General features: G+C 61.5%; 15 protein-coding genes and 1 pseudogene. 5 read left to right on the top strand and 11 right to left on the bottom strand.

The genetic code is table 11. From position 1 onward, the window contains the following. Positions 1 to 89 precede the first annotated feature (89 nt). Positions 90 to 1340, bottom strand: a complete 1251-nt coding sequence (kynU, locus tag AC1Q6I_RS33515) for a kynureninase (RefSeq protein WP_102625401.1) — start codon at positions 1338 to 1340, stop codon at positions 90 to 92. A gap of 143 nt (positions 1341 to 1483) precedes the next feature. On the opposite strand from kynU, the gene AC1Q6I_RS33510 reads away from it, so the two are divergent. The 3 genes and pseudogenes from AC1Q6I_RS33510 (at position 1484) to AC1Q6I_RS33500 (ending at position 3840) form a co-directional block, all read left to right on the top strand. Next, positions 1484 to 1957 (top strand): Lrp/AsnC family transcriptional regulator, encoded by a 474-nt coding sequence (locus tag AC1Q6I_RS33510; RefSeq protein ID WP_003176072.1) that lies wholly within the window; start codon positions 1484 to 1486, stop codon positions 1955 to 1957. 106 nt (positions 1958 to 2063) lie between these two features. Continuing rightward, positions 2064 to 2364: pseudogene (gene antC, locus AC1Q6I_RS33505) on the top strand (anthranilate 1,2-dioxygenase electron transfer component AntC); the annotation flags it as partial. A 72-nt stretch (positions 2365 to 2436) separates the two neighbouring features. Continuing rightward, positions 2437 to 3840: an amino acid permease gene (locus AC1Q6I_RS33500; protein ID WP_024077391.1), complete on the top strand. Its 1404-nt coding sequence runs from the start codon at positions 2437 to 2439 to the stop codon at positions 3838 to 3840. Positions 3841 to 3946: 106 nt separating this feature from the next. Here the strand turns inward: AC1Q6I_RS33500 and kynA are convergent, their stop codons facing one another. Beyond that, positions 3947 to 4804 (bottom strand): tryptophan 2,3-dioxygenase, encoded by an 858-nt coding sequence (kynA, locus tag AC1Q6I_RS33495; protein WP_024077392.1) that lies wholly within the window; start codon positions 4802 to 4804, stop codon positions 3947 to 3949. Further along, the gene (gene kynB, locus AC1Q6I_RS33490) at positions 4801 to 5451 is read right to left on the bottom strand and encodes an arylformamidase (protein ID WP_024077393.1); all 651 of its coding nucleotides are present in this window, start codon (positions 5449 to 5451) and stop codon (positions 4801 to 4803) included. Before kynB ends, kynA begins: the two co-directional genes overlap by 4 nt. A 453-nt stretch (positions 5452 to 5904) precedes the next feature. On the opposite strand from kynB, the gene AC1Q6I_RS33485 reads away from it, so the two are divergent. Then, on the top strand, positions 5905 to 6249 hold the full coding sequence (locus tag AC1Q6I_RS33485; RefSeq protein WP_003230905.1) for a cupin domain-containing protein: 345 nt from the start codon (positions 5905 to 5907) through the stop codon (positions 6247 to 6249). A 303-nt stretch (positions 6250 to 6552) separates the two neighbouring features. On the opposite strand, the gene mmsB is transcribed toward AC1Q6I_RS33485, so the two are convergent. Further along, positions 6553 to 7440, bottom strand: coding sequence for a 3-hydroxyisobutyrate dehydrogenase (gene mmsB / locus AC1Q6I_RS33480; RefSeq protein WP_069077012.1), 888 nt, complete (start codon positions 7438 to 7440; stop codon positions 6553 to 6555). Positions 7441 to 7454: 14 nt separating this feature from the next. Beyond that, positions 7455 to 8972, bottom strand: coding sequence for a CoA-acylating methylmalonate-semialdehyde dehydrogenase (locus tag AC1Q6I_RS33475; RefSeq protein WP_069077011.1), 1518 nt, complete (start codon positions 8970 to 8972; stop codon positions 7455 to 7457). Between the two features lie 129 nt (positions 8973 to 9101). Between AC1Q6I_RS33475 and AC1Q6I_RS33470 the strand changes: the two genes are divergently transcribed. Further along, positions 9102 to 10052: a LysR family transcriptional regulator gene (locus AC1Q6I_RS33470; protein ID WP_102625403.1), complete on the top strand. Its 951-nt coding sequence runs from the start codon at positions 9102 to 9104 to the stop codon at positions 10050 to 10052. Positions 10053 to 10211: 159 nt separating this feature from the next. On the opposite strand, the gene yfiB is transcribed toward AC1Q6I_RS33470, so the two are convergent. From yfiB to recC, 6 genes are all read right to left on the bottom strand, one after another. Further along, complete coding sequence (gene yfiB, locus AC1Q6I_RS33465; protein WP_024077397.1) at positions 10212 to 10703, bottom strand: outer membrane lipoprotein YfiB; 492 nt, start codon at positions 10701 to 10703, stop codon at positions 10212 to 10214. A gap of 4 nt (positions 10704 to 10707) precedes the next feature. Then, positions 10708 to 11970, bottom strand: coding sequence for a diguanylate cyclase DgcN/YfiN (dgcN, locus tag AC1Q6I_RS33460; RefSeq protein ID WP_024077398.1), 1263 nt, complete (start codon positions 11968 to 11970; stop codon positions 10708 to 10710). Then, positions 11967 to 12533 (bottom strand): regulatory sequestration protein YfiR, encoded by a 567-nt coding sequence (gene yfiR, locus AC1Q6I_RS33455; RefSeq protein WP_024077399.1) that lies wholly within the window; start codon positions 12531 to 12533, stop codon positions 11967 to 11969. Before yfiR ends, dgcN begins: the two co-directional genes overlap by 4 nt. A gap of 141 nt (positions 12534 to 12674) precedes the next feature. Continuing rightward, positions 12675 to 14744: an exodeoxyribonuclease V subunit alpha gene (gene recD / locus AC1Q6I_RS33450; RefSeq protein WP_102625404.1), complete on the bottom strand. Its 2070-nt coding sequence runs from the start codon at positions 14742 to 14744 to the stop codon at positions 12675 to 12677. Then, positions 14741 to 18415, bottom strand: coding sequence for an exodeoxyribonuclease V subunit beta (gene recB, locus AC1Q6I_RS33445; RefSeq protein ID WP_102625405.1), 3675 nt, complete (start codon positions 18413 to 18415; stop codon positions 14741 to 14743). The genes recD and recB overlap by 4 nt, the downstream gene beginning before the upstream one ends. Further along, on the bottom strand, positions 18412 to 21864 hold the full coding sequence (gene recC / locus AC1Q6I_RS33440; protein WP_102625406.1) for an exodeoxyribonuclease V subunit gamma: 3453 nt from the start codon (positions 21862 to 21864) through the stop codon (positions 18412 to 18414). Before recC ends, recB begins: the two co-directional genes overlap by 4 nt. Between the last annotated feature and the right edge of the window lie 249 nt (positions 21865 to 22113).

Raw genomic sequence — 22113 nt, 5'->3', positions numbered from 1 at the left:
TGTAAACCATGTCCCCGGTTAGAAATGTAAACGATGTCCCCGGTTTGTACCGGGGCAAGCCCCCTCCCACATTTTGATCTGCGTTATCTTCAGGTGACGCTGTGGCGGACTTTGAATTGCGGTTGGTCCCAGGTGCGGTTGTCGAGGATTTCACCGAGGATTTCCACGGCATCCCACACCTCGGTAAAGCTTGTGTACAACGGCGTAAACCCAAAGCGCATGATGCGCGGCTCGCGGTAGTCACCGATCACACCACGGGCGATCAACGCCTGGATCACCGCATAGCCTTCAGGGTGCTCGAAGCTCACATGACTGCCACGCCGGGCGTGCTCACGCGGGGTGATCAGTACCAGCTCATGGGCAGCACAACGAGCCTCCACCAACGCGATAAACAGGTCAGTCAACGCCAGGGACTTGCTGCGCAGGCTGGCCATATCGGTCTGTTCGAAAACCTCCAGCCCACACTCCACCATCGCCAGCGAGGTGATCGGCTGGGTGCCGCACAGGTAGCGGGCGATGCCAGCACTCGGCGCATAGGTGGACTCCATGGCGAACTGCCGGGTATGCCCGAACCAGCCCGACAACGGCTGCCGCACCACATCCACCAACGCCGGGTTGACCCACACGAATGCCTGGGAGCCCGGGCCGCCGTTGAGGTATTTGTAGGTGCAGCCAATCGCATAATCGGCACCGGCCTGATGCAGGTCGATGGGCACCGCGCCCGCCGAATGGGCCAGGTCCCAGAGGCTCAGCGCGCCGCACTCGTGGCTCAGGGCGGTCAGCGCCTGCATGTCGTACATGTAGCCGGTCTTGTAGTTGACGTGGGTGAGCATCACCACCGCCACGTCCTGGTCGATGGCCTGGGGCAATTCGTCCGGGCTGTTCACCAGGCGCAGGGAATAGCCCTGTTGCAGCAGCTCGGCCAGGCCCTCGGCGATATACAGGTCGGTCGGAAAGTTGCTCGCCTCGCTGACGATCACCTTGCGCACAGGCGCGCGTTGACGCTGCACGGTCAACGCGGCGCTGAGCACCTTGAACAGGTTGATCGAGGTGGTATCGGTGATCACCACCTCACCGTCGCGCGCGCCGATCAGCGGTGCCAGGCGATTGCCCAGGCGCTGGGACAAATCCGCCCAGCCGGCGCTGTTCCAGCTGCGAATCAGGCCATTGCCCCACTCTTCGGCAATCACCGCCTGCGCCCGCGCCAAGGCCGCCACCGGGCGCGCGCCGAGAGAGTTACCGTCGAGATAGATCACGCCCTCCGGCAAGGCGAACTGACGACGCAGCGGCGCCAGCGGGTCCTGGGCGTCGAGGGCTTGGCAATGGCTTCGGGGGGTCATGGGCTGTCCTGGCTTTTAGGCTGAAGATGCTGCAAATAATGAACGAAGCTTTAGAGAATTTTCGTGCAAAGTGGTGGGTAACACGCTAATTAAGCTGTAGGAAATTCGAATTTAAACCGAAAATACGCGGATTTATGCCAACCATGATTCTCGACGCCACCGACCTGCGCCTCCTGCATTTCCTGCAACAGGATGGCCGTATCAGCAACCAGGAACTGGCGGAAAAAGTCGCGCTGTCACCCTCCGCCTGCCTGCGCCGCCTGCGCTTGCTGGAGAGCGAAGGCATCATCAGCGGCTATCGCGCGGTGCTGAATGCCGAGCAGTTGGGGATCGAGTTGGAGGCCATCGTCCACCTCTCCTTGCGCCAGGATGTGGAGGATTGGCATGAGACGTTTATCAAGAAGGTGCAAGGCTGGCCGGAAGTGGCCAGCGCCTACGTGATCACCGGCGCCAGCAACTACGTGCTACGGGTGCAGGCGCGCAACCTCAAGCACTTTTCGGACTTTATCGTGAACCACCTGAACCGCACGGCGGGGGTGATGGATATTCGCTCGGAGATCGTGTTGCAGAAGATCAAGGATCGGGATGAGGTGTTGGATCTGGTTGTGCGTAAGTAGGCCGACGATGCCTTTTGTAGGAGCGAGCTTGCTCGCGAAACAGGTACATCCAGCGCAGCGATGCGCCTGAAATACCTTCGCGAGCAAGCTCGCTCCTACAGGGGGCGTTTACTACGGCGTACGCGGCGTCGAAGACTTGTGCGAAGCGGCGCTCATCCAGGCCTACGCCTCCAGGCTCGCCCACTTCCGCTGCACCGAAGTCCTGAGCAACCCTTCGCCCGGATGGTCCGGCAAGCGTGGCTACCTCACCGAGCATTTTGACCTGGCCGAATTACGCGACAGATCGGCCGATATGTACGTGTGCGCCCCCCACGCCAATGGTCGAATCCGTCCAGCAATGGCTGGTGGATCAGGCACTTGATGGCGTTCAGCTGTATTACGAAAAGTTCACGCAGAGTAATATCTGACCCCTCAGCACTTCTGAGGGGCGGGTTCGGCGTGTAATCAACCCCGAGAAAAACAAGTAGAAGGGAATGTTAATGGCGGATGACATGGTTAACCCGGTAGGCCTCAAGCGTGGCCTGAAGAACCGGCATATTCAGCTGATTGCCTTGGGAGGGGCCATCGGCACGGGGCTGTTCCTCGGTTCGGCCGGGGTGCTCAAGTCGGCGGGGCCGTCGATGATCCTGGGCTACGCGATTGCCGGTTTCATCGCGTTCCTGATCATGCGCCAGCTGGGCGAGATGATCGTTGAAGAACCGGTGGCGGGTTCATTCAGCCACTTCGCGCACAAATACTGGGGCGGTTACGCGGGCTTCCTGGCGGGCTGGAACTACTGGGTGCTGTACGTGCTGGTGGGCATGGCCGAACTGACGGCCGTGGGCAAGTACATCCAGTTCTGGTGGCCAGAGATCCCAACCTGGGTCAGCGCACTGGTGTTCTTTGTCGCGGTGAACCTGATCAACACCCTGAACGTGAAGTTCTTCGGTGAGGCTGAGTTCTGGTTCGCGATCATCAAGGTGGTGGCGATTGTCGGCATGATCGTGCTCGGCTGCTACCTGCTGTTCAGCGGCACCGGCGGCCCGCAAGCCTCGATCAGCAACCTGTGGAGCCACGGCGGGTTCTTCCCCAACGGCGGCATGGGGCTGTTGATGTCCATGGCGTTCATCATGTTCTCGTTCGGTGGCCTGGAGCTGGTGGGCATCACTGCCGCCGAGGCCAGCGAACCGCGCAAGGTGATTCCGAAGGCGATCAACCAGGTGGTGTACCGCATCCTGATTTTCTATGTCGGTGCCCTGACCGTGCTGCTGTCGCTGTACCCGTGGGATCAACTGCTGCAAACCCTCGGCGCGTCGGGCGATGCCTACAGCGGCAGCCCGTTTGTGCAGATCTTCTCGCTGATCGGGAACGACACCGCCGCGCATATCCTCAACTTCGTGGTACTGACCGCGGCGCTGTCGGTGTACAACAGCGGCGTGTACTGCAACAGCCGCATGCTGTTCGGCCTGGCCGAGCAAGGCGATGCACCCAAGTCGCTGATGAAACTCAACAAGCAAGGCGTACCGTTGCGGGCCCTGGGTATTTCGGCGCTGGTGACGATGCTGTGCGTGGTGGTCAACTACGTGGCACCGAAAAGTGCCCTGGAGTTGCTGTTTGCGCTGGTGGTTGCCTCGCTGATGATCAACTGGGCGCTGATCAGCATCACGCACATCAAGTTCCGCAAAGCCATGGGTGAGCAAGGCGTGGTGCCGTCGTTCAAGACCTTCTGGTTCCCGTTCAGCAACTACCTGTGCCTGGCGTTCATGCTGATGATCATCAGCGTGATGCTGGCGATTCCTGGGATTCGGGAGTCGGTGTATGCGATGCCGGTGTGGGTGGGGGTTATCTATGTGGCCTACCGGTTGCGAGTGAGTAAGACGAAAGCGGTCGCCGCTGCGCAGTAATATCCATGTGGGAGGGGGCTTGCCCCCGATAGCAGTGTGTCAGTCACTTATGTGTCCACTGACCCTCCGCCATCGGGGGCAAGCCCCCTCCCACATTTGATTGCGTTTACAGCGTGGAGCGTACTCGCCACAGCTCGGGGAACAGCACCGTGTCGAGCATCTTGCGCAGGTAACCCACGCCTTCGGTGCCGCCAGTACCCGGCTGGAAGCCGATAATCCGCTCCACCGTGGTCACATGCCGGAAGCGCCATTGGCGGAACGAGTCCTCCAGGTCGATAAACTTTTCCGCCAACTGATACAGGTCCCAGTACCGGCTTGGGTTGCGATAGACCTCACGCCATGCCGCCTCCACGGAGTCATCATGCACCGTGGCCGCCGTCGGGTCGCGCTCGGCACGTTGGGGATCAATCGCCAGGCCCGCCTTGGCCATCAGGTTGATCGCCTCGTCGTACAGCGACGGCGTGGCAATCGCCACCTGCAACTCCTGCAACAACTCAGGCCGATGGGCATGGGGCCGCAACAGCGCCGGGCTCTTGTTGCCGAGGATGAATTCGATCTCACGGTACTGGAACGACTGGAACCCTGATGACTGCCCCAGGAACGGGCGAATCGCCTTGTACTCCGACGGCGTCATCGTCGCCAGCACCGCCCAGGCGTGCACCAGTTGATCGAAGATCCGCGACACCCGCGCCAGCATCTTGAACGCTGGCGGCAACTCGCCCAGGCGCACGTGTTCGCGGGCGGCCTTGAGTTCGTGGAGCATCAGTTTCATCCACAGCTCGGAGGTCTGGTGCTGGATGATAAAGAGCATTTCGTTGTGGTCTGGCGACAGCGGGTGCTGGGCACTGAGGACTTTGCCCAGGTCCAGGTAGTCGCCATAGCTCATGGACTCGGAAAAATTCAGTTCGGCGTTATGCCATTCTTCCGGGGGTTGGTAATCAGCTGAGAAAGGACATTGGCTCATCGCGTGGGCTCCTTGAGCGGGCGGAGAATGGCACGGACCGGGCTGGCGTCGAGATGGGCAAACCGCAGGGGCAGCGCGATGAGTTCATAGTCGCCCTCCGCTACGTCATCGAGCACGATGCCTTCGAGAATCGCCATGCCATGGCGGGCCACGGCGTTGTGAGCATCCATGGTCTTGGACTGTTGCGGGTCCAGGGACGGGGTGTCGATACCGATCAGGCGCACACCGAGGCCGGCGAGCAGCTCGATGGTTTGCGGGGCGATGGCGGTGAAATTCGAATCCCACTCGGTCAGCGGGGCTTGTGGATAAGTGCGCAGCAACACGCGCTCGGGCAAGTTATCCACACGCCCGTCCAGTTGATGTGGCTGCACCAGCGCGCCGCTGTCCAGGCAATGCAACACGCGGCACGGGCCCATGTACACGTCCAACGACACTTCGCCAATCGGTGCACCCTGCGCGCTGTAATGCAGCGGGGCATCCACGTGGGCGCCAGTGTGCGGCGACAAGGTAATGCGCCCGACATTCACCGGACACTCCGGGCCGAACTGCCATACACGCTCTTCCTGGAACGGCGTATCCCCCGGCCAGGTCGGGGTCGCCGCGCTCAAGGGTGGGCTGATGTCCCACCACGTTTTTATTGGGTTCATTTCAAGGCTCTCGGTCGGTACTGAGGTGAATGATACGAGGGCCAGCTGTGAATTTTCTTGCGAATTCCTGCGCCAAGCCGGAAATATTTCGCACTTACTGCGAAGAAACGGCTTATTTACGCTCAGAAGTATCGCCTGGCCACAGAGGAGCGGCCACCAAGGATTAATGCCGGTCAGTTAAGCGTACATAGCCCCCTGTAGGAGCGAGGGGGACGCCTAGTTCTTGCTCGCGAACAACCTCAACGATAACGCGTGTTTCCTGAACGAACGCGGCGTCTGTGAGTTCTTCGCGAGCAAGCTCGCTCCTACAAAAAAGCCTTCCACACTGACTTCGCGATGCCTCAACCATCGGACTCCCTGCGCTTCTGGGCATCTCGATGTCGAGTTCAGACCACTGACGCAACGCCCAAGGCCTTAGGGTGCATCTTTCCATTCCCCGCCTCGGAGTCATCCATGTCCAAGCCCATCACCGTACTGCGCGACACCCACCCGCTGCCCGTCCTGGATGCCTGCAAATGGGAAAAGCTCGAAGGTGACCCGCACACCGTCAACCTCAACGCCTACACCAGCGAAGACGGCAGCAAGATCATGGGCACCTGGATCTGCACACCGGGCAAGTGGTATGTGGAATACGTGAAGTGGGAATACTGCCACTTCCAAGAGGGCTACTGCGTGATCACCCCGGAAGGCATGGAGCCGATCCACTTGCGCGCTGGGGATATCTTTGTGGTGGAACCGGGGATGAAGGGCACGTGGGAAGTGGTCGAGACGGTGCGTAAGTATTTTGTGTTTGCTTGATTCACTTCTACCGTGAACTGCTTTGCATTGTGGCGAGCCGGTTTACTGTGGCAAACCGGTTTACTGTGCAAAACGGTTTACTGTGCCAAACCGGTTTACTGTGGCGAGCGGGCTTGCCCCGCGTTGGGCTGCGCAGCAGCCCTAAAACTATCCCCCCCGATCCTTCTGAACGATCGCAGTGATTGGATTGGGGCTGCTGCGCAGCCCAACGCGGGGCAAGCCCGCTCGCCACAGTCAGTCTACTTACCACAGTCAGTCTACTTACCACAGTCAATCTGCTGGCCACAGTAAGCGCTGCCCACACTACTTGGGTTTGCGGTAGCTGTTGATGATCGCCGAGAAGTCCTTGCCCCCTTCCCCACGCTGGCTCATCGATTGATACAACTGCTGGGCCACGGCGCCGAGGATCACCGGCTGGTGTGCCTGGCGCGCGGCTTCGGTGGCCAGGCCGAGGTCCTTGAGCATCAGGTCGGCACCAAAACCACCGGTATAACCACGGGATGACGGCGCCGTTTCGATCACGCCCGGCCAAGGGTTGTAGGTGTCGGAACTCCAGCAGCGGCCGGTGGAGCTGTTGATGATTCCCGCCAGCACTTGGGTGTCGATGCCCAGCGCATCGCCCAGGGCCATGGCTTCGCTGACGCCGACCATGCTGATGCCCAGCAGCAGGTTGTTGCAGATCTTGGCGATCTGGCCGGTGCCGACGTCGCCGCAACGCACAATGTTGCGGCCCATCTGCGCCAGCACCGGTTGCAGGGTGGCAAACAGTTCCGCGCTGGCGCCGACCATGAAGGTCAGGGTCCCGGCTTGCGCGCCGCCAGTGCCACCGGAGACCGGTGCATCGGCGACAGCCACACCTTGCTTGGCCGCCGCAGCCGCAACATCGCGGATGGTCTGCGGGTCGATGGTGCTGCAATCCACCGCCGGCACGCCTTGGCCGATACCGGCTAAAACACCGTCTTCACCCAGCCAGACACTGCGCACATGGGCGGCGGCCGGCAGCATGGTAATCACCAACTCGGCGCCGGTAGCGGCATCCCGCGGTGAAGCGCTGATGCTGCCACCCAGCTCGGCCAATTCCTTGAGTACCGCCTGGTTCAGGTCGAACAGGTTCAGCCCATGGCCGGCCTTGATCAGGTTGCGGGCCATGGGCGCGCCCATGTTGCCCAAGCCGATAAATGCAATCTTCATGGTCGTCTCCCGAATCAGCGCAGGTTGATGGTGGTGTTGACGCCATCATTGACCGTGTCGTCGTCGAACCAGCGGCTGGTGACGGTTTTGGTCTGGGTGTAGAACTGCACCACTTGCTTGCCGTAAGGGCCCAGGTCACCCAGTTTGGAGCCACGGGAACCGGTGAAGCTGAAGAACGGCACCGGCACCGGGATCGGGATGTTGATACCGACCTGGCCCACATCGATTTCGCTCTGGAATTTACGCGCCGCCGCACCGCTTTGGGTGAACAGGCCGGTGCCGTTGCCGAACGGGTTGGCGTTGACCAGGGCGATGGCTTCATCGAGGGTGTCGACTTCCAGCACCACCAGTACCGGGCCGAAGATTTCCTGGGTGTAGATCTGCATATCGGTGGTCACGCCGGAGAACAGGGTCGGGCCGACAAAGTTGCCTTGCTCGAAGCCTGGCACCTGGATGTCGCGGCCATCCAACTCCAGCTTGGCGCCTTCTTTCACGCCGCTTTCGATCAGTTCCAGGATGCGCGCCTTGGCGCGCTTGGAGATCACCGGGCCGACATCGGTTCCAGCTTCGCTGCCGGCATTGACCTTGAGCTTTTGCGCCAGCGCCTTGAGGTCTGGCAGCCACTGCCTGGACGCACCCACCAGCACCACCACCGAAGTGGCCATGCAACGCTGGCCCGCCGCACCGAAACCGGCACCGACCAGGGCATTGAGGGTGTGTTCGCGGTTGGCATCGGGCAGCACCACCGCATGGTTCTTCGCGCCCATCATCGACTGCACGCGCTTGCCGTGCTTGCCGGCCAGGTCGTACACATGCGTCCCCACGGCGGTCGAGCCTACGAAGGACACCGCCTTGATGTCTTTATGGGTGCACAGCGCATCTACCACATCCTTGCCACCGTGCACGACGTTGAGCACGCCGGCCGGCACACCGGCTTCCAGCGCCAGTTCCACCAGCAGCATCGTTGACAGCGGGTCTTGCTCGGAAGGCTTGAGGACGAAGGTGTTACCGCAGGCAATGGCCATGGGGAACATCCACAGCGGAATCATCGCTGGGAAGTTGAACGGGGTAATGCCGGCGCACACGCCGATGGGTTGGCGCAGGGTGTAGGTGTCCACCCCCCCGGCGACGTTTTCAGCGAACTCGCCCATTTGCAGGGTGCCGATGGAACAGGCGTGCTCCACCACTTCCAGGCCACGGAAAATATCGCCTTCGGCATCGGCAATGGTCTTGCCCTGCTCGGCGCTGAGGACCCCGGCGATGCGCTTGGAATGTTCGCGGATCAAGGCTTGCAGCTTGAGCATGATGCGCATGCGCGCGCCGATGGGCGTCAGCTTCCAGGTTTGGAACGCTTGATGGGCGGCGTCAATGGCTGCGTTGACTTCATCGGCGGTGGCAAACGGGACTTTGGCCAGCACTTGCTGGGTGGCCGGGTTGACGATGTCTTGCCAATGGGTGGTCTTGGACTCGACCCATTCACCATTGATCAGCAACTTGACCTGTTGCACGGAAATATCGGCAGATGCGTTCATGTGGTCTCCAATCTTGTAGTTATGCAGAGACAAGGCGCGTGAATCGCCTTGGTAATGAGGCGTTCGGACTGTTTTTGGAGTATAGATGTGCAAATCTCTAATAAGAACGCACATAAAAGCCGGTCCAATATGCAAAAAAACATCACATCACTGGGCTCCCTGAACTGGGATGACCTGAAGTTTTTTCTCGAGGTGGCCCGCACCCGCAAGGCCAGCGTCGCCGCCAAGCGCCTGGCGGTGGACTACACCACCGTGTCGCGACGCATCAGCTCATTGGAAGTGTCGCTCGGCACCCTGCTGTTCGAAAAATCCCGGACCAGCGGTTTCGTACTCACCCCCGAAGGCCAGCGTTTGCTGGGCTACGCCGAGTCCATCGAAAGTACCCTGCACATGGCCTGCGAGCAGGTATCCGGCTCCGGCGTGGCGTTGTCCGGCCATGTGCGCATGGGCTGCACCGAAGGCTTCGGCAGTTTTTTCGTCACCCCGCAGTTGAGCCACTTCGTCGACACGTATCCGGCGATTTCGGTGGACATCCTGCCCTTGCCCCACTTCATCAGCCTGTCCAAGCGCGAAGCCGACATCGTCATCGCCCTGGAACGCCCGGAACATGGGCCGTACGTGTGTTGCAAGTTGTGCGACTACAAACTGCAGCTGTACGCGACCCAGGAATACCTCGACCAACACCCGCCCATCCAACGCCCGGCAGATTTGGCCGAGCATCCGTTTATCAGCTATGTGGATGACCTGGCGTTCAGCTCAGAGCTGCTCTACCTGGCAAACGTCGTACCGGGCGCCAGCGCCAGCTTGCGCAGTACCAGCGTGATCGCTCAGTACGTGGCGGCGCAGCAAGGGCGATCGATGGCGATATTGCCGTGTTTCCTGGCGGCACAGGACCCGCGCTTACTGCCGGTGCTGGGGGAGCAGATTGCGATTACGCGGCAGTTTTGGATGTATTGCCGGGAGGATCTGCGGAAGTTGAAGCGGATTACCTTGTTGTGGGATTACATCCGCGAGGTGACGGAGCAGAACCGGGGGTTGTTGATGGGGGAGACGCGGGAGATCACGTTCTTCTCTGAGTAAACCTGCAAGGACTCAGGTGGGCAAATCCTGACAAGTTCTGGGAGGGTTGCTCTCGATAGCCATGTGTCAGCCCGTCCCTCGGGTTCTGTCACTCCGCTATCGGGGGCAAGCCCCCTCCCACAGGTTGATTGCATTTCAGATTAACGCGGGTGAAGCCATTCAGTCCGCGATCACCACGATCGACACCCGCCGATTTTCAGTGCGTCCCGCCGCCGTGTCGTTGGACGCCACCGGCTCGCTGCTGCCCAGGCCGCGCAATTGGATGTTTTGTTCTTTCATGCCCACGCCGGTCAGCACGGTCGCCACGCTTTTGGCACGGCGCAGGGACAGTTGCTGGTTGTAGGTTTCCTTGCCCGAGGCGTCGGTATGGCCGTCGATGCGCACACGTTCGATGCCGACGCCCAGCAGGGCCTTGCCGATGCGTTGGACGATCTCAGTGCTGGCGGGGTTGAGGCTCTCGACGTCGCTGCCAAACAGGACTTTGCCGGACAGGCCAAACGCCCAGCCTTCGTCGGTCAGTGCGAAACCTTGTTGCTTGAGCACGGCGATCTGCGCCGGGGTCAGCCCTTTGGGCGGTGCTGTCTGGCACCCACTCAGGGCCAGCAGCGCCACGAACAAGGTGATAAACAGAACGCGTACAGTCGAGAACAAGGGACTAACTCCTGTGATGAACATTGACGGCGGGGCGCTCCGGCTCCGCTGTTTGCTGGCCGCCCTGGGACAAGCGCTTGGCCTGGTACATCGCCGCGTCGGCGGCGTTGAGCAGGGCACCTGGGGTGGCGCCATGCTCGGGATAAATGGCGATGCCGATACTGAGTGAGGTCAAGACCTGGGTATTGCCCGGTACCGGGATCGGTATGTCCATGCTGGCAATGATTTTATCGGCGATGCGCTCGGCGTCTTCCAGCTTGTGCAGCGGCGAGAGCAGGATAGCGAACTCATCGCCGCCCAGGCGCGCCACCAGGTCGTCCTCACGCAATTGCGCACGCACACGCTTGGCGACGGCCACAAGCACGGCATCCCCTGCGGCATGCCCAAAGCTGTCATTGATCTCTTTGAAGCGGTCACTGTCGAGGTAAAGCACTGCCACCTGTTCCTTGCTCTTGGCCGCACTGCGCAGCGCACGAATCAGGCGGCCCTCAAAGAATGCCCGGTTGGGCAAGCCGGTCAGGCTGTCGTGGTTGGCCTGGTGGGCAAGGGTTTCGTTTTCGCTTTGCAGGTGGGACTGCCAGGCCTCCATCTCGCCGAGCAGGGCATTGAAGTCGTTGCCCAAACTGTCAAGTTCGGCGATTTGTGCCGGTGGTACGCGGCGGTCGAAGTCGCGCTCCATACGGGCGGCGTGTGCCACTGCCGCGAGGCTGTGCAATGGACCGGTAATGCCCCGTAACAGGCGCCGTGCCAAATGCAGGGCGACCCAAGCGCTCAGCACGGTGCAAATCAAGATCCCGGCCAGACCGCTGAGCAGGAAACGCAACAGGCTACCGCCATGACCCGTCAGGTGAATGCTGCCAACGGTTCGCCCCTGGTGGATGATGGGTTGGCTGATGGGCTGTTCAAGCAGGGCGTGGGCCAGTTGCAGCTCGACCTTGGACAACATCCCTGTTTCCGGGCGTACCCACTGCGCCAACAGCCTGCCGTTGGCGTTGAAGACTTCAGCCTGGGCCACCTCTTCGGTGGACGCGATCAGGCTAAGGGCTTCGGTCGCCGCCGCGCTGTCGTTGAACACCACTGCGGCTTCTACGGTGTAGTTGATCGAGCGCGCGATCAAATGCAGGTTGTGCTCAGCGTACACTCGCAGCGCCAGCACACCGAGCAGGGTCAGCGACACACTGGCCAGGATCACCGCCACCAATGCCAGGATCAAGTGCCCCCTGCCAATCACGGAGCGCAGGGTCGGGCGTACTTTGACGGCTGTCATGGCGCGGCTGCTCGGCGGCGGGACAGTTGCAGCACACTGGGGTGAATGCGCACGCCGCTGCGTGCAACGGAGTCGAGGTTGACCTCGAACGACACCTGCTCGTCCTCCACTCGCAAACAGAACAGGCTGCCCACGGTGCACTGGTCGCCACCCTCGCTGATGCTGAGCACCGGGTGGCCGCTGAGCGAGGCAAACAATTGGCTGCGTTCATCGGCGCTGAGTTTGCCGATGTACACGGCGTCGCAGGCATTGACGATATCGGGATGGTCGGCCAACAGCCGCCGCACCACTACCGGACGGCCGGTGGCCTGGGTGGTGCCCTTGACCAGGTCGTCGGTGTATTGGGTCGGCCCGACGATGCACAGGCGCAGTTGCGCGGGCTCCACCGGCCAGCGTGCGTAACTGAGGATGCCGAGCACCACCTGGGTGACCGCCTCGGCGCGTTGATCCGCCGGACTGGGAGCCTGGGCAAAGGCCTGCGGGGCGAGCACGCACAGAAGCGCCACAAGTAACAGGCGTCTCCAGTTGAAACGACGCTCTGTGGGCGAGACGGCCACGTTCATGCAGCGATTCTCTAAGGTGTTTTCGGGGTGATGCCGCAACGATAGCACAGCGGCGGAAAATCCCGCGAAGAGGGGCCTTCGCGGGGGTGGCTATTTTTTCAGAAAACTCAAACGTCTGAATCAGAAATATTGCATGACCTATCAGTCAGTTTTTTCAGCCTCGTGCCCCAGTTCCAGCATCAACCCACTCAAGCGCTTGACCTTGCGTCGCACGGCTTCCTCAAACACGCCGCCGCGGGGTTCGATCAAGCTGAACCAACGCTTGGCGCGGGTGATGCCGGTGTAGATCAGCTCTTTGGTGAGCACCGGGTTGAGTGCCTCGGGCAGGATCAAGGCGGTGTGAGTGAATTCAGAGCCCTGGGATTTGTGCACGGTCATGGCATACACGGTTTCCACATCGTTCAGGCGGCTGGGTAGTACAAAACGCACACCGCCCTGGCCATCGTTCCGTGGGAAGGCGACACGCAGTACCTGAGGGCCACCGTCGCTTTCGGGCAGTTTCAGGGCAATGCCAATATCGCCGTTCATCAGGCCCAGGCCATAGTCATTACGGGTCATAAGTACCGGGCGGCCTTCGTACCATTGCTCGTCACCTTCGATCAGCCGCACTTTGCGCAAGGCGGCGGTGATGCGCAGGTTCAGCCCCTCCACTCCCCAGGGGCCTTTACGCACGGCACATAGCAACTGGAAGGCGTCGAAGGCTTGCAGCAGTTGCTGCGCCCAGTGGGTCCAGGCGTGATCTTCCCGCGGGGTGTCGAAGGACGGGCGCGCCGATTGCAGCAGGTTCAGATAATAGCGATAGCCTTCGGCGCCATCGCCCTGCCCGTCCAGCACCAGCCGCTCCAGAGCATGGTCGTGCTCACCTTTGAGGCTGACGCAGAACAGGTCGCTGTGGCTGCGGGCGGCCAACAGCTGGCGGGCCTCTTCGGCGTTTTGCTGGTTGACCCAGCGCGCCAGTTGGCCAATACCGCTGCCTTCGCCAAAGCGTCGCGAGTAACGCAGCATCACCACTTGCTGGGCCAGGGGATGGTCGCCATCGAGGTCTTCCTGCAGGCCACTGGCGCTGAGGTCCTCGCCGCTGACGGCTTGCAGCCATTGGCGGGTTTCTGGGCTGTACCAGCCAGCCTCGGCGTCGCGGCACAGGTCACCGAGGACGGCGCCGGCCTCCACCGAGGCGAGCTGGTCCTTGTCGCCCAACAACACCAGGCGCGCATGGGGCGGCAATGCGTCGAGCAGGTTGGCCATCATTTCCAGGTCGATCATCGAGGCCTCGTCCACCACCAATACATCAAGCGGCAGCAGGTTGCCCTGGTGATGACGGAAATGCCGCGTGCCCGGTCGACTGCCGAGCAAGCGGTGAACCGTGGTGACCTGGGTCGGGATCTTTTCCCGCACGCTGTCAGGCACTTTCAGTGACAGCACTTGTTGGCTGATCGATTCGGTCAAACGTGCGGCCGCCTTGCCGGTAGGCGCAGCCAAGCGAATGCGCAGGGGCGTGCCGCTTTCCACGGCCGGCGCCTGCAACAAGGCCAGCAGACGCACCACGGTGGTGGTCTTGCCAGTGCCGGGGCCACCGGTAACGATGCTGAATGCACCACGGGTGGCCAGGGCGCAGGCAAGCTTTTGCCAGTCGATCATGCCTTCCGGCACGGGTTGGTCGAACAGGCCATTCAAGCGCTGGGGCAAATCGGCGGCGACGGTTTCTGCGGTCGCCAGACGCAGGCGCAGTGCCGTATCGATGCGCCGCTCGTAGGCCCAGTAGCGCCGCAGGTACAGGCGCTTGCCGGACAGCACCAACGGACGACTCTGTGCTGCCTCGCTGCCATCCACCGCGAGGGCGACCAGTGGACTCGCGGCCAGGGTATGGCACCAATGGGCACCGTCCAGGCCGTCGAGCAGTTGCGAAGGCAGCAACATGGCGCCGGCTTGCAGGTCGCCTTCGGGCGGCAATGACAGGGCGAAGTCCGGTGCCTTGAGGGTTTCGAACAGGTCCAGGCACACGTGACCATGGCCCAGTTGGTGGCTGGTCAGCGCCGCCGCCAGCAACACCAGGGGATCGGCGTGCGGGTCGAGCTCGTACAGGAAACCGACAAAGGCTTTGTCCAACGCGCGCAGCCAGCCGCGGTCAACCCAACGCTCCAGCAGTTGCACCAGGTCAGCGGCGCGGTTGAGGGGGGCCAAGGCCTCCAGCGGTAACGACGACAGGCTCATAGCAACACTCCTTGTTCCCAGGCGGGTTCGGCCTTGGGCGGTATCGATTGACCTTGGAAGAGCAAATCCAGGCCCTCGATCAGCTCCCGTGGAGGACGGGTGAAGTACGCCCCCTGGCTGGCGGCCTGACTGCCGCGCAAGAACAGGTAGAGCGCGCCACCGACATGGCGGTCGTAGTCGTAGCCCGGCAGGCGCGCCTTGAGCTGGCGGTGCAGGGCCAGCAGGTAAAGTACATACTGCAAGTCATACCGATGTTCGAGGATCGACAGCTCCATGGCCGCGTGGGTGTAGGCGGAGTCGTCGGGGCCGAGCCAGTTGGATTTGTAATCCGCCACGTAGTAGCGGCCGTCATGCTCGAACGTCAGGTCGATAAAGCCTTTGAACATGCCATTGAGCAGGACCGGCTCGGCGGCAACCCGCGAGACGCCATTGTGGGTGTACTGGCACACCAGCTTATCGAGGGCGAGCACGTCGACTTTATGACTGGCGAACCAGAACTCCATTTCGACCTGGTATTGCTGCAGGCCGCTGAGCGTGACCTGGTCGTTGTGCAACGGCAGCGCTGTTTGCAACAGGTGGCTCAGCCAACCGCTGAGGGTGACGATCCAGCCTTCCCAGTTACGTCGATTGCAACGCGCGCCCACGGCTTTTTCGATCGCCTCCGACGTCACGTTGAAGCCCTCCTCGCCCGCCCACTCCAACAGGCCATGGAGGAAGGTCCCTGGATTCGGACCACGTGGGAAACGGTGAATGTCGCCGCCGGACGCCGCCACTTCACGCGGTGCATCAGGGTCGAGACGTTCGTCGTCGAACAGCTTCTGGGCTTGTGGGCTTTCCGGCGCTTCGAGGCTGGCGGCGCTCATGCTGTCACCGATGCGCAAGGCGCTGTAGGACGCGATCCACCAGTTTTCCGCCGCCTTGCGTTTGGGTAACAAGGGGGGGAGCAGCGTGGCTTCGTTGCGCGGCGGATGAAACACGCTGTCTTGCGCTTCGGGTACGTGGGTGTAGTGGATGGCGGGGCAGCCTTCCTGCAGATCCAGCAGCCAGCGCGCCAGGCCAGCAGATTCGCCCAGGGATGCGCCCTCGCCCAGCAAATAACCCAGCGCCGAAAGGTGCAGCACAGAGCTGCTGCTATTGCCGCGCTTAAGGTCGGCAACACCCAGCCAGCAGGCGTGTTTGGCCCGGGTCAGGGCCACGTAGAACAAGCGCAGGTCTTCGGCCAGGCGCTCGTCATCGGCTTGGGCGATCAACGCGGCCGTCGGGCGCAGGCTGACCTGGGACTTGCCGTTTTCATCGTGGTAATGCAGCGGCAAGCGACTGCCATCCACCGGTTTGGCCGAACAGATAAATGGCAGGAATACCAGGTCGTATTCCAGCCCCTTGGACTTGTGGATGGTCACCACCTTGACCAGTTGCTCATCGCTTTCCAGGCGCAGGATCTGTTCTTCACCTGCTTGGCCGGAGAGCGCCAGGTGTTCGGCCAGATGACGGATCAGGGCCTGTTCACCGTCCAATTCAGACGCCGCTTGTTGCAACAACTCACTGAGGTGCAACAGGTTGGTCAGTACTCGCTCGCCATCGCTGCGGGCCATCAGGGTTTGCGGCAACTTGAAGTCATGGAGCAGGCGCCGCAGCATCGGCAGCACGCCCTGGGTACGCCAGATCGTACGGTAGCCGCGGAACTGCATGACGCGGCTTTCCCACGCCAGCTCGTCCTGGTTCAGACGTTCCAGTTCAGGCAGTGACAGGTTCAAGGTGACGCAGGCCAGCGCGGCGCGCAACGGACGCTCGACGTCGGGCTCGGCACAGGCCTTGAGCCAGGCCAACAGATCATGGGCTTCCTGGGCGGCGAACACGGAGTCCTTGTCGGACAGGTAGACACTGCGCACACCACGGGCGGCTAATTCGCCGCGCACGGCTTGGGCCTCCTTGCCGTCGCGCACCAGGATGGCGATAGCTGAAGGCAGCACGCCGTTAACGCTGCCGTCTTCTTGCAGGAAACCCGCGTGACCTTGCTGCCCAGCGTTGAGCAGTTCAACAATCTGCGTGGCGCAGGCAGCGGCAAGTTGCTGGCGATAAACCACATTGGAAATCGGCTGATCGGTGGGCAGGTGCCAGAGCGTCATCGCCGGCAGCGTTTGGCCATCGACCTGCAATTGCTCCTTGCGCCCCTGGGACAACACCGGCTGGAACGGCACCGGGTTTTCGCCATCCGGCCCGCGGAACAGGAACGCGCCGCGGCCTTTTTCGGCACGCTGGAACACATGGTTCACCGCCTCGACCATCGCATGGCTGGAGCGGAAGTTGGTGCCCAGGGTGTGGTGACGACCAGTGGTGGATTGGCGGGCGCGCAGGTACGTGTAGATATCCGCGCCACGGAACGCGTAGATCGCCTGCTTGGGGTCGCCGATCAGGAACAGGCCACTGTCGAGGTGGTTTTCTTCGATGCGGTAGATGCTGTCGAAGATGCTGTATTGCACCGGGTCGGTGTCCTGGAACTCATCGATCAGGGCGACCGGAAACTGCTCGCGGATCACACTGGCAAGACGCTCGCCACCGTCTGATTGCAAGGCGGCATTGAGGCGGATCAGCATGTCGTCGAAGCCCATTTCGGCACGGCGGCGTTTTTCGTCTTCGAAGCGCTTGCCGACCCAGCCAGCGGCGTGTTGCAACACGGCGGCATCGGGGGTTGGCAACGCATCGAGGGCGGCTTTGAGGCCGACCATGGCGTCGATACCCGGGTGGTGCGGCGGATCCCCCTTCCAGGCTTCGGCCATGCCATCGGGGGTCAGACGCGTGAAGCCGGTGCCGATATCCAGTTGTTCGAGGGTTTCATCCGCGGCCCAGGCGCTGATTTTTTCGAACCAGGGTTCGAAGTAGCGGGCTTGCATCTTGCGACCATCGACGGCTTTGGCGGCGACGGCTTGCAGGCAGATGTCGCGCAACTCGGCGGCCCATTGTGGCCAGGGCGCTTTAAGCGCAACGAGGGCTGCTCGACGCTCTTGCAGGCAGGCGTTGATCAGTTCGGCGGGCTCACGATGCTCATCAGTGGGCCGCTCGCTGCCGAACAACGCACGTACTCGCGGCATCAACGCGGCCGGCCCGCCCCAGTTGTTGCGCACCCAGTTGAGCGCATCGTCGTGCATCGGGTAGCAGAACAGCCGCCAATAGTCGCGCAGCACTTCGCCGAGCAGGTCGCTATGGTCGGTTTCCAGGGTCTGGGTGAACAGGCTGCCACTGTCGAACGCATGTTCGCGCAGCATGCGCTGGCACCAACTGTGGATGGTCGAGACCGCCGCTTCGTCCATCCATTGCGCGGCGATATCCAGGCGATTGGCACACGCGGGCCATTGTTCGGGCAGATAGTGTTCGCGCAGCTCGGCGATCAGCGCATCCGGTTGTTTGATTTCATCGCGGAAGAACCGCGCCGCTTCGGCCAGGCGGATACGGATGCGTTCGCGCAGCTCCTTGGTGGCGGCGTCGGTGAAGGTCACAACGAGGATTTGCGGGGGCAGCAGTTCGCGGCCGAAGCCTGACTCGTCACCACCGTGGCCGAGTACCAGGCGCAGGTACAGGGCGGAGATGGTGAAGGTCTTACCGGTACCGGCACTGGCTTCGATCAACTGGCTGCCTTTTAGCGGGAATGCCAAGGCCAAGGGTTTGCTGCTCATGCGCCGACCTCCTCGCTGTTCAGGGATCGCCAAGGGGCGTTGAGCAAGGGCCGATACAAGGTTTCACACCACCCTTCGAATTCTTCGCTGGCCATCAGGGCGGCGTAGTCGGGGAATTGGCGGGTGAGTGCCGGGGTTTCGCGACGTTCGCCATCGGTGGTCAGGCCATCACCTTCGTAGGCTTTGCTGGCGGCAGCGTGAGTTTTGACCGGGTCGGTTTGGCCAAGCCAGGCGAAGGCGGTTTTGACCGCGATGGGCAAGGGTTTGCTCATGCCGATATGCCAGGCGAGCAACAGGTCGCCGAGGATGCCCTGGGCGCTGGATTTTTCCAGCGGAGCCAGCAACAGGGTGTCATCACTGGCCACCAACCCGGTGCTCAATGGCAGACCGCAGGCACAGGCGACCACGTGATTGACCCATGGGCGAATCAGGCGGTGCCACTTGCGCGTCTTGATCGAACCGATGCTGTTGGGGATGGTGGTGACGCTTAACAACCCGCCATCACTGCGTCGATGCAGGCCGCTGATCCAGCCTTCCAGCTGAATACCCTGATGCTCGAAACTGATCGGTTCAGCACCGGTGTGCGGGGTTGGCCAGAGGGCTAGAAGCTGTTGGTAGCGGCGTAACAAGTCAGGCAAAGGTTCGATCAGTTCGTTACGCAGGCGCTCGCCGAACCCGACCATCGGCAGCAGGCCACTGCCTTGCAGGCGCAGTGCCTGGGCGTTGAGGGCCTGGTCGAAGTGATCGGGCTGGTTTAATGCGGCATTGAGCAGGCTGTCGCTCAGACTGTAGCGTTGCAGTGCGTCGAGGACGAAGGGTTCTTCATCGGCCAGCGGGACTTCGGCGGCTTCGAAAAAAACTTTCAGCCGTTGGCCGAAGAAATGTTTGACCGGGTTGCGAAGGAAGTCCTGCAGTTGGCCCAGGCTCAGGGGCTCTTCCTGCCGATGGGCCGCCAATGCCGCCGTGTCAGGGGTGGCCTCCGCGGCCTCGTGCAGCAGCTGCCACTCACGGGCGTAGCTGAACAACGGGTCACCTTCGTGAAAATACCGGGCGCTAAAGGGCTGGAGCGGATGTTCCTGGGTCATCGCCTCAATAAGTGGCTGTGCAATATTGGCGTTATGCCAGCCACTGGCGATGTGGTCGCGCAGTTGGCCAATCAACACCGATGCCGGGCGATCGCTATTGTCGCGGATGCTGCGCCCGACCCAACTGATGTAGAGCTGGTCGCGCGCGGACAGCAGGGCTTCAAGCAGCAGGTAGCGGTCATCTTCGCGGCGTGAACGGTCGCCAGGGCGATAATCGCTGCCCATCAAGTCGAAATCCAATGGCGGTTGCGCGCGCGGGTAGTCACCGTCGTTCATACCGAGCAGACAGACGAGCTTGAATGGGATCGCGCGCATGGGCATCAGGGTACAAAAATTGACAGCTCCGGCGAGAAAGCGCTGTGAGAGGCGGCCCTGATCCAGACCAGCCAGCCATGCCTCACGAACGACAGTGAGCGGTAACTCGTCCTGCAGGCCCACGGACTCACAGGTTTCCAGCCAGGTTTCCCGCAGCTGTTCGAGCTGGCCCAGCAGGTAGTCGTCGTGCTCGCTGCCAGGCAGGAAGAATAGTTGCATCAAGCGTTGTAGACGCTCGCCCCATGCTTGAGGAGCAGCAGGTTGAGACAAGGCTTGATGGGCATCGCTCAGGGCATCGAGCAAGGCCACCAGTGGGCCAATCAAGGCAGCGTCGAGGCCGCCGATTTCGTCATAAGGTTCGATACCGTCGCAAGCGGTGCCGGTGCCGACGGCGTAGCCCAGGAGCATGCGACGCAGGCCGAAGCGCCAACTGTTTTGCTCCAGCTCATGGGGTAGACCCAGGCCGGCGCGTTGCTCGGCGTTGAGTCCCCAACGGATACCGGCCCCTTCGATCCAGCGGTGCAACGTGGGCAGGTCGCGTTCTTTGATAGCGAAACGTTCACGCAGGGCCGGGACGTCGAGCAGGTCGAGAATCTCGCTGACGGGGAAGCGGCTGTCTGGCAACTTGAGCAGATGCTCGACGGCGATCAACAACGGGTCGCGGCCGCGTTGTCCTTGGTCGGTGAGGGTGAAGGGGATGAAGCGTGGATCACTTCGTTCCAACTGGCCGAATACGGCGCGAATGTGCGGCGCATAGCTGTCGACGTCGGGGACCATGACGATGATGTCCCGAGGACGTAGGGTGGGATCGGCGCTGAAGCGTTGAAGCAGTTGGTCGTGGAGAATTTCCACTTCGCGCTGGGCACTATGGGCGATATGGAAGCGGATTGACGTATCGCGCTGCAGGTCGACGGCGGGCCAGAGATCGCGGGTTTCATTGAGCGGGCGCAGTTCGAGAATGTCGTCCTGGAGCTGGTTGAGCAATGTGGTGGGCTCGGTCTCGCTGAACAGGTCGATTCGGCCATCGCGGAAGGCGGCTCGGTAACTGTTGGGATCATCGTAACTGTCCAACAGGCTGATGTAGTCGCGGCCTTGTTTGCCCCATGCGGCCAGTAATGGATGGGCATGTTGGTGCAGGGACTGCGGGTCGATGGTCACCGGCATACCGGCCTTGCGCGCCTGGCGTTTGTATTCGTTACGCAGCAAGTCTTTGTCAGCGACGATGTCAGACCAATGATGGCGGCAGGGGTTATGCACGCACAGCAGGACCTGGCTGAAGCGGGCCAGGCCGGCAAGGGCTTCCAGTGCCTGCGCAGGCAAGGATGAAATGCCGAAAACAATGACTCGGGAAGGCAGGCCTGGGGGGGCTTGTTTCAGGCTATTGATGCGCTCGATAAATCGCTGGTGGACGCCGGCACGGCTTTGGGCCATGCCCTCCTCCCCGACATCCAACAGCAGCGCGCGCCATAATTCGGCTTGCCAGCAGTTGGCCGGGTTCAGGGGTTTGGTTTCACCGCGACCATTACGTAACTGATGACGGCCCGCGGCCCAATCTTCCAGCCAGTCAGCACGGTAGACCTGATACTGGTCGAACAGGTCGGCCAGACGTTCGGCGAGTTGGTAGCGTTTACGCAGGTCCGTGTCGTGAGTCAGGAAGCGTTGCAGGGGCTCGAAGTGCGGTTGATCAATGAGCTCCGGGAGCAGGCGCATCAGGCGCCAGGTCAGCGGGGCTTTGTCGAGCAGGGACTTGGGCGGAATTTCGTCACGGCCAAGGACCATCCGATAAAGTTGCCACATGAAGCTACCCGGCAGTTGCACATCAATGGCCGCCGCGATGCCGCAGCCCCCCATATCGTCATCTTCCGGATCTTCAGCCAGGGCCAATTTGAGCCATTGGGCGATGCCATTGCTTTGCACCAAGGCGATTTCGTTTTCCAAGGGTGCCAGTGGATATCGTCGCATCCAACTGACCACCAGGCTGCGCAGTTCGTCCAGGCGGTTGCCGTGAACCACCATGAATCCAGCGCTGAGGGACGTCGAGTCCGGCATAACGGCTTCCTTGGGAAAAGCAAAAATCGAGGGAGGGACTTTAGCACTGTGGGCAAATATTGGCGGTATCGGGATGCAAGAAGCGGGGGGTTTGGAGTGGGGTCGGTGTGCGCGAAGGCGCGCGTCAGCGTTATCGTCCTGCATGAGCACGCTAGCGCCTGCGCTTTTCGATCGCCCAAAACAAAACCCCATCTGCTTTCGCAAATGGGGTTTCGGAATTTAATCTTGACGATGACCTACTCTCACATG

Source organism: Pseudomonas sp. MPR-R2A5, assembly GCF_058793055.1.
This window is presented reverse-complemented; position numbering and strand designations above follow the sequence as displayed.

Bases quoted from the DNA above. Each gene is read 5' to 3' on its own strand.
- kynU (WP_102625401.1), bottom strand. From the start codon at position 1,340: ATGACCCCCCGAAGCCATTGCCAAGCCCTCGACGCCCAGGACCCGCTG.
- AC1Q6I_RS33510 (WP_003176072.1), top strand. From the start codon at position 1,484: ATGATTCTCGACGCCACCGACCTGCGCCTCCTGCATTTCCTGCAACAG.
- AC1Q6I_RS33500 (WP_024077391.1), top strand. From the start codon at position 2,437: ATGGCGGATGACATGGTTAACCCGGTAGGCCTCAAGCGTGGCCTGAAG.
- kynA (WP_024077392.1), bottom strand. From the start codon at position 4,804: ATGAGCCAATGTCCTTTCTCAGCTGATTACCAACCCCCGGAAGAATGG.
- kynB (WP_024077393.1), bottom strand. From the start codon at position 5,451: ATGAACCCAATAAAAACGTGGTGGGACATCAGCCCACCCTTGAGCGCG.
- AC1Q6I_RS33485 (WP_003230905.1), top strand. From the start codon at position 5,905: ATGTCCAAGCCCATCACCGTACTGCGCGACACCCACCCGCTGCCCGTC.
- mmsB (WP_069077012.1), bottom strand. From the start codon at position 7,440: ATGAAGATTGCATTTATCGGCTTGGGCAACATGGGCGCGCCCATGGCC.
- AC1Q6I_RS33475 (WP_069077011.1), bottom strand. From the start codon at position 8,972: ATGAACGCATCTGCCGATATTTCCGTGCAACAGGTCAAGTTGCTGATC.
- AC1Q6I_RS33470 (WP_102625403.1), top strand. From the start codon at position 9,102: ATGCAAAAAAACATCACATCACTGGGCTCCCTGAACTGGGATGACCTG.
- dgcN (WP_024077398.1), bottom strand. From the start codon at position 11,970: ATGACAGCCGTCAAAGTACGCCCGACCCTGCGCTCCGTGATTGGCAGG.
- yfiR (WP_024077399.1), bottom strand. From the start codon at position 12,533: ATGAACGTGGCCGTCTCGCCCACAGAGCGTCGTTTCAACTGGAGACGC.
- recD (WP_102625404.1), bottom strand. From the start codon at position 14,744: ATGAGCCTGTCGTCGTTACCGCTGGAGGCCTTGGCCCCCCTCAACCGC.
- recB (WP_102625405.1), bottom strand. From the start codon at position 18,415: ATGAGCAGCAAACCCTTGGCCTTGGCATTCCCGCTAAAAGGCAGCCAG.
- recC (WP_102625406.1), bottom strand. From the start codon at position 21,864: ATGCCGGACTCGACGTCCCTCAGCGCTGGATTCATGGTGGTTCACGGC.